The organism is Achromobacter sp., assembly GCF_036567245.1.
Lineage (GTDB): Bacteria > Pseudomonadota > Gammaproteobacteria > Burkholderiales > Burkholderiaceae_B > Achromobacter.
Genome location: NZ_DATCUY010000667.1, coordinates 1 through 7,201 on the forward strand (window position 1 = coordinate 1; position 7,201 = coordinate 7,201).

Consider the following 7,201-nt stretch of genomic DNA (forward strand, 5'->3'; position numbering starts at 1 on the left):
ACGCGTGGCCAAGCTGGCCGGCGGCGTTGCCGTGATTCGCGTTGGCGCTGCCACCGAAGTCGAAATGAAGGAAAAGAAGGCTCGCGTCGAAGACGCCCTGCACGCTACCCGCGCCGCAGTGGAAGAAGGCGTTGTGGCTGGCGGCGGCGTTGCTCTGCTGCGCGCCAAGCAAGCCATCACCGACCTGAAGGGCGACACGCCTGACCAGAACGCCGGCATCAAGCTGATCCTGCGCGCTGTGGAAGAGCCCCTGCGCACCATCGTCACGAACGCCGGCGAAGAAGCCAGCGTCGTGGTCAGCAACGTGCTGAACGGCAAGGGCAACTACGGCTACAACGCCGCGACCGGCGAGTACACCGACCTGGTCGAGCAAGGCGTGCTGGATCCCACCAAGGTGACCCGCACCGCCCTGCAAAACGCCGCTTCCGTCGCCAGCCTGCTGCTGACCGCCGAAGCTGCCGTGGTCGAACTGGCCGAAGACAAGCCCGCTGCTCCGGCCATGCCCGGCGGCATGGGCGGCATGGGCGGCATGGACTTCTAAGTCCCGCTACCCTTGCAAGGCCTCCCCGGCTTCGGCCGGGGAATGCAGTATCCTGAAAAACCCCCGGACCTTCGCCCCGGGGGTTTTTCTTTTTTGCGGGGCGGCCTGTTCACCCGCGAACACGTTTGCGCACAATCTGCGGGTTTCGCAGCAGAGCATGCGTCCCTACAATGAAGGCTCCGCAGAACGAGCCCAGTCCCATGCGTTTTCCCAAGACCCTGTTGCGTGTACTGCGCCCGGCCGAAATCGGCGGGCTGTTGATGGACTCCGCCAAGCAGTGGTCCACCCATCGCGCCTCCAGCAAGGGTGCGGCGCTGGCGCTGTACATGGTGTTTTCGCTGGCGCCCATGCTGATCCTGGTGATCGCCGTGGCGGGCGCTTTTTTTGGCGAGGACGCGGTGCGCTCGGAGCTGTTCACACAGCTGCGCGATTTGATCGGTGACCGCGGCGCGGAAGTGATCCAGACGGTGCTGGCCAGCGCCCATGAATCGGGCGGCGGCTGGATCGCGGCGCTGATCTCTATTTTTGTGTTGATATTCAGCGCCACCACGGCCTTTGCGGAATTGAAGGCCAGCCTGGACGAGCTGTGGGAAGTTTCCGCCAACCAGAAAAGCGGACTGCACGGCATGGTGCGCAGCCGTGTGCTGTCGTTCGGCCTGGTGCTGGTGCTGGCGCTGTTCCTGCTGGTTTCGCTGAGCGTGAACGCGGGCCTGGCCGCCGCGCGCAGCTACTACGGCGACTTGTGGACAGCGTCGTCCTTCGCCCTGGTGGCGGAGTGGATCTCCAACTTTTTCTCCTTCTCCATCGTGGTGGCGCTGTTCGCGGTGATCTTCAAGCTGCTGCCCAGCGCCAAGATTTCCTGGCCGGACGTGATACCCGGCGCGATCGTGACGGCGGCGCTGTTCCTGGTCGGCAAGTGGGGTATCGGCGTCTATCTCAGCCGCGGCGCGGCGGTGTCCGCGTACGGCGCGGCGGGATCGCTGATCGCGCTGCTACTGTGGATCTACTATTCGGCGCAGATCTTCTTCTTTGGCGCGGTCTTCACGCGTCAGTTTGCGCTGCGCTTTGGCAGGAACAACACGTCCGCGCCTACGCCGGCGGACTCAACTCCCGCTCCGGACGCCTGAACCCGGCGCCGTCAGGCGGCGGCATCGTCCTGTTGCTCCAGCCCCGCCATCAGGCGCAGGCATTTCAGGAATGCCGGCCGCAGCTCCTCGGGTATCGGCGCCAGCACCTGCGCCTCCACGGCGGCATCCTGCGGCAGGATGCGCGCCAATAGCGCGATGCCCTCTTCCGTGATCTCCAGCGCGTAGGCCCGGCCGTCCTGGGCCGAACGCTTGCGGCGCACATAACCCTTCTTGGTCATGCGGGCGATCATTTCGGCAAAGGAATTGCGGTCCAGCGCAATCAGTTCGGCGATTCGGTTCTGGGTCGCGCCCGGATTCTGGTAGACGGTGATCAGCAGCGCCTTCTGGCGCGGCGTCAGATCTTCGTCGGGAAAGGCCTGGGCGAACAGGGCTTCCGCCCGGAAATGAGCCCGGCGCAGCAGGTGGGACGCGACCTGGGTCAGGTCGAACGCTTGCAAGGCCTCGCGTGCAGGCTGAGCGGCGCGGGCGGGTCTGGCGTTGGCGGTCATCGGGCTTCCAAGGGATACGCCTGGCGATTGTAGGCGCTGGCGTTCGCAAAAATTGATATGGGCCGGAAACCTTGCGCTTCCGTCGATCCGCAAATATAGTACGTATACGTATTTATTTTGCAATCCGACTGAGCACCTGGACATGACGATCAGACAACTGCGCAACTACATCGACGGCCGTTTTGAAGACGGCGCGTCCACCTTCGACAAGCACAGTCCGGTGGACGGGCGTCTGATCGCCCAGGTCCACGAGGCCGGCCGCGACCAGGTGAACCGCGCCGTGGCGGCGGCGCATCGCGTGCTGCCGGCCTGGGCGGGACTGCCGGTCGCCGCGCGCACCGACCATCTGCTGGCGCTGGCCGACGGCATCATGCAACGCTTCGACGAGTTCCTGCAGGCCGAGATCGGCGACACGGGCAAGCCCGTGGGCTGGGCCGGCAAGATCGACATTCCGCGCGGCGCGGCCAATTTCCGCGCCTTCGCCGAACTGGCGCGCACGCTGGACATGGAAAGCTATATGACGGACACGCCGGACGGCAGGCAGGCGCTGAACTATGCCTACCGCAAGCCGCTGGGCGTGGTGGGCGTGATTTCGCCCTGGAACCTGCCGCTGCTGCTGCTGACCTGGAAGGTGGCGCCCGCGCTGGCGTTCGGCAATACGGTGATCATGAAGCCGTCCGAAGTGACGCCGTCCACGGCCACCCTGCTGGCCGAGGTCGCGCACGAGGCCGGACTGCCGGCCGGCGTGCTGAACCTGGCGCACGGCTTTGGCCCGAACTCGGCGGGCGAATTCATGACCACGCACCCGGACATCGACGGCATCACCTTCACCGGCGAATCCGCCACGGGAGCCGCCATCATGCGGGCGGTTGCACCCGGCGTGAAGCCGGTGTCATTCGAGCTGGGCGGCAAGAACGCAGCGCTGGTGTTCGCCGACGCGGACTTCGACGCCGCGGTGGACGGCGTGACGCAATCGGTGTTCGCCAATTGCGGCCAGGTCTGCCTGTGCACCGAACGCGTCTACGTCGAACGCCCGATCTATGAGCGCTTCGTCGCGGCGTTGGCTGCGCGCGCCGAAGCCTTGCGCATCGGCTGGCCCATGGATCCCGCCACGGAGATGGGGCCGCTGGTGTCGCGCGAGCATCGCGAAAAAGTGCTGTCGTACTTCGCCCTGGCGCGCGAGGAAGGCGCGACGGTGGTGGCGGGCGGCGGCGTGCCGGTGTTCGGCGACGCGCGCGACGATGGCGCCTACGTGCAGCCCACGATCTGGACTGGCCTGGCCGAGAACGCCCGCTGCATCAAGGAGGAAGTCTTCGGCCCGGTCTGCCACGTGGCGCCCTTCGATACCGAGGAAGAAGCCATCCGCCTGGCCAACGACACGCGCTATGGGCTGGCGGCCGCGGTCTGGACCCAGAACCTCACGCGCGGCCACCGGGTGGCGCAGGCGATGAAGGTCGGCCTGGCCTGGGTCAATTGCTGGTTCCTGCGCGACCTGCGCACGCCTTTCGGCGGCAGCGGCCTGTCGGGCATCGGCCGCGAAGGCGGACGCCATTCGCTGCATTTCTATACCGAACCCACCAACGTCTGCATTAAGCTCTGACCCACCCTACGCAAAGGAAGACGCGATGAACCAGTCCCAGCCCAAGACCGGCCAGCCCGGCGTCAGCGCCACCGTCGTCGCCGGCAAGGCCACGCCGCGCGGCAAGTATCCGCACATCAAGCGCGCCGGCGATTTCCTGTACGTCTCCGGCACCAGCTCGCGCCTGCCCGATAACCGCATCGCGGGCGCCGAGGTCGACGCAATGGGCACCGCCACGCTGGACATCCGGGTGCAGACGCGCGCCGTCATCGAGAACATCCGCGACATCCTGGCCACGGCCGGCGCCACGCTGGCCGATGTGGTGGAGATCAGCACCTTCCTGGTCAACATGAACGATTTCGGTGGCTACAACCAGGTGTACGGCGAATACTTCGACTCCGACGGCCCGGCCCGCACCACCGTCGCGGTGCATCAACTGCCGCATCCGCAGCTGCTGATCGAGATCAAGGCCGTGGCCTACAAACCGCAGGCTCGCTAGCGGCGCATGTCGGACTTCCGCATCACGCCCAACGCGCTCAGCCGCAAGCTGAAGCTGCACCAACTGCAGATCTTCGAGCGCGTGCTGGCATGCCGTTCGTTGTCGCGCGCCGCCAGCGAGCTGCACCTGACCCAGCCCACCGTCACCAAGGCGATCCACGAACTGGAGACCTTCTTCGGCGCCCCGCTGTTCGAGCGCTCCAATCGCGGCGTCACGCCGACGGAACTGGCCGTGGTGCTGGGCCGCCGGGTCCATGCCATGATGGCCGAGATCCGCTACATGGCCGACGACATCGATGCAGTGCTGGGCGGCGCCAGCGGCCACGTGGTGGTGGGCACGCTGATCGCCGCGTCCGCCAAGCTGCTGCCCGAGGCCATTGCGCGCCTGATGACCGGACACCCTGGCATCCAGGTCAGCGTGCGCGAAGGACCGACCTCCCAATTGCTGCCGGCGCTGGCCACGGGGGATCTGGACATCGTGGTCGGCCGCCTGCCCGGCGCCGACATGGCGTCCATCTCCGGCGTGGCGGTGGACCATCACAAGCTGTACCGGGAGGAGCTGTGCCTGGTGGCGCGCGCCGCCCATCCGCTGGCCGGCGCGCCGCCGGTGGCGCTGGCTGAACTGGCCGGCCATATCTGGATCCTGCCTGCCCCCAGTTCGCCGCTGCGCGCCTCGATCGAGCGCAGCTTCCTGGACGCCGGCCTGCGCCTGCCGGCCCGGCATGTCGAGTCGCTGTCCCTGCTGACCAATATCGGCGTGCTGATGCACAGCGACGCGCTGGCGCTGCTGCCCTACGACGCGGCAGCACCGTTCCTGGCCACGGGCATGCTGGCCCGATTGCCCACCGACGCCTTCGGCGCATTTGGCGACGTGGGCTACTCGGTGCGGGCAGACCGCCCGCTGACGCCGGCCTGCCAGCGTCTGGTGGACTATTTGAAGCAGATCGCGGCGCAACGCGCCGAAAGCGGCGCTGGCTGAAATTCCGATCAGGGTTATCCCGCCATAGACAGCAGGCATATCCGGCGGCGTAATTTCTATTGTGCAGGCCCGCAAGGTCCCGCCTAGACTGCGGGCTGTGGGGCAGCCCCGGTCCGCCCCCAGACTTCCGGAGATCCTCATGCCCGCCTATGGCCCGCCACTGAATTTCCAGCGCTGGATCGACGATCACGCGCACCTGCTCAAGCCGCCGGTCGGCAACCAGCAGATCTGGCAGGACGCCGACTTCATCGTCACCGTGGTCGGCGGCCCCAACCATCGCACCGACTACCACGACGATCCGCTGGAAGAGTTCTTCTACCAGCTGCGCGGCAACGCCTGGCTGTCGCTGTGGGTGGACGGCAAACCGGAGCGCGTGGACCTGAAGGAAGGCGACATCTTCCTGCTGCCCCCACACGTGCGGCATTCGCCGCAACGTCCCGAGACCGACAGCGCCTGCCTGGTCATCGAACGCCAACGCCCGCAAGGCCTGCTGGACGGCTTCGAATGGTATTGCCCGCAATGCGGCAGCCTGGTGCACCGCGTGGAGGTGCAGCTCAAGAGCATCGTGACGGATCTGCCGCCGCTGTTCCAGGCCTTCTATTCCAGCACCGAGAAACGCACCTGTCCCGGTTGCGGCGAGATCCATCCTGGCAAGGGCCACGCGCCTGCCGCGCAGGCGGCACCAGCCTAGCGCCCTGTCTTGCCTTGGCTGCAATCCGTCAGGCGTCCGACCGACTTCTTTTCTATTCGCACATGACCCAGAAAATCGACATGCACGCGCACTTCTTCCCGCCGATCACCCGGCAGGAAGCGGCGGCGCTGGACCCCGTCAACGCGCCCTGGTTGCGGCTGGACGGCGGCGGCTCGACCGGCCAGATCATGGCGGGCGAGCGCCCCTTCCGCCCGGTGGACGCCACCTTGTGGGATCCGGCCCTGCGCCTGGAGCAGATGGACCGCAACGGCGTGGACCTGCAGATCCTGTGCGCCACGCCCGTCATGTTCGGCTATTCCTATCCCGCGCCGGCCGCTGCCGACTGGGCAGCCCGCATGAACGACCTGGCGCTGGAGCATTGCGCCCACGCGCCCACGCGCCTGAAGGCGCTGGCGCAGGTGCCGCTGCAGGACCTGGAGCTGGCCTGCAAGGAAGCGTCTCGGGCCCGCGGCGCCGGCCACCTGGGCGTGCAGATCGGCAACCACGTCGGCCCGCGCGACCTGGACGACGAAACCCTGGTGCAGTTCCTGATCCACTGCGCCAACAACGACATCCCGGTGCTGGTGCACCCCTGGGACATGATGACCGACGGCCGCATGAAGAAATGGATGCTGCCGTGGCTGGTCGCCATGCCCGCCGAAACCCAGCTGGGCATTCTGTCGCTGATCCTGTCCGGCGCGTTCGAACGCATCCCGCGCAGCTTGAAGCTCTGCTTCGCGCATGGCGGCGGCAGCTTCGCCTTTCTGCTGGGCCGCGTGGACAATGCCTGGCGCCATCGCGACATCATCCGCCAGGACTGTCCGCAACTGCCCTCTTCCTATACCGACCGCTTCTACACCGACAGCGCGGTGTTCGATCCGCGCGCGCTGCGCCTGCTGATCGACGTGATGGGCGAGGACCGCGTGCTGCTGGGTTCGGACTATCCCTATCCGCTGGGCGAGCAGGAAGTGGGCAAGCTGGTGACCCACGCCGACCTGCAGCAGGAAGTGCAGCAGAAGATCCTGTGCCGCAACACGGTGGAGTTCTTCGGCCTGGAGCGGCGCGCCGGGTGACATAGGCGACCGGGAACAACGGCTGCGTTCACGCCTCGGCTTGCAATGACGCGAACGTCGGCAAGGTCTGTCCCAGCTTGCTGCTCCATTCGGCCATCTCGGCCTTCAGCGCCGGTGGCACCGGAATCCCCGTGACCAGGCGCCGCGCCTGCGACGCCAACTCGGGATCGCCGGGCATGCGTGGCGAGCCAGGCTGCGCCGCCA

The 7,201-nt window shown here is 66.8% G+C and carries 8 protein-coding genes; 7 read left to right on the plus strand and 1 reads right to left on the minus strand.

What is annotated here, in order from left to right; translation table 11 throughout:
• A partial coding sequence (locus VIR09_RS28440) for a TCP-1/cpn60 chaperonin family protein (protein WP_332015911.1) occupies nt 1-541 on the plus strand: 541 nt, incomplete at its 5' end.
• A 200-nt stretch (nt 542-741) separates the two neighbouring features.
• On the plus strand, nt 742-1,668 hold the full coding sequence (locus VIR09_RS28445; protein WP_332015912.1) for a YihY/virulence factor BrkB family protein: 927 nt from the start codon (nt 742-744) through the stop codon (nt 1,666-1,668).
• An 11-nt stretch (nt 1,669-1,679) separates the two neighbouring features.
• Here VIR09_RS28445 and VIR09_RS28450 read toward each other — a convergent pair whose 3' ends face one another.
• Nucleotides 1,680-2,177, minus strand: coding sequence for a MarR family winged helix-turn-helix transcriptional regulator (locus tag VIR09_RS28450; protein WP_332015913.1), 498 nt, complete (start codon nt 2,175-2,177; stop codon nt 1,680-1,682).
• A 142-nt stretch (nt 2,178-2,319) separates the two neighbouring features.
• Here VIR09_RS28450 and VIR09_RS28455 point away from each other — a divergent pair, with 142 nt between their 5' ends.
• The 5 genes from VIR09_RS28455 to VIR09_RS28475 all read left to right on the plus strand — a co-directional run bounded on the left by VIR09_RS28455 (nt 2,320) and on the right by VIR09_RS28475 (nt 6,997).
• Nucleotides 2,320-3,777: a 2-hydroxymuconic semialdehyde dehydrogenase gene (locus VIR09_RS28455; RefSeq protein ID WP_332015914.1), complete on the plus strand. Its 1,458-nt coding sequence runs from the start codon at nt 2,320-2,322 to the stop codon at nt 3,775-3,777.
• A gap of 25 nt (nt 3,778-3,802) precedes the next feature.
• Nucleotides 3,803-4,255, plus strand: a complete 453-nt coding sequence (locus tag VIR09_RS28460) for a RidA family protein (protein ID WP_332015915.1) — start codon at nt 3,803-3,805, stop codon at nt 4,253-4,255.
• Between the two features lie 6 nt (nt 4,256-4,261).
• Nucleotides 4,262-5,233 (plus strand): LysR substrate-binding domain-containing protein, encoded by a 972-nt coding sequence (locus tag VIR09_RS28465; protein ID WP_332015916.1) that lies wholly within the window; start codon nt 4,262-4,264, stop codon nt 5,231-5,233.
• Nucleotides 5,234-5,372: 139 nt separating this feature from the next.
• Nucleotides 5,373-5,924 carry a 3-hydroxyanthranilate 3,4-dioxygenase gene (locus VIR09_RS28470; protein WP_013396144.1) on the plus strand — a complete coding sequence of 184 codons (552 nt, stop codon included), beginning with the start codon at nt 5,373-5,375 and terminating at the stop codon, nt 5,922-5,924.
• 62 nt (nt 5,925-5,986) lie between these two features.
• Nucleotides 5,987-6,997 (plus strand): amidohydrolase family protein, encoded by a 1,011-nt coding sequence (locus tag VIR09_RS28475; protein WP_332015917.1) that lies wholly within the window; start codon nt 5,987-5,989, stop codon nt 6,995-6,997.
• The last annotated feature ends 204 nt before the right edge of the window (nt 6,998-7,201 follow it).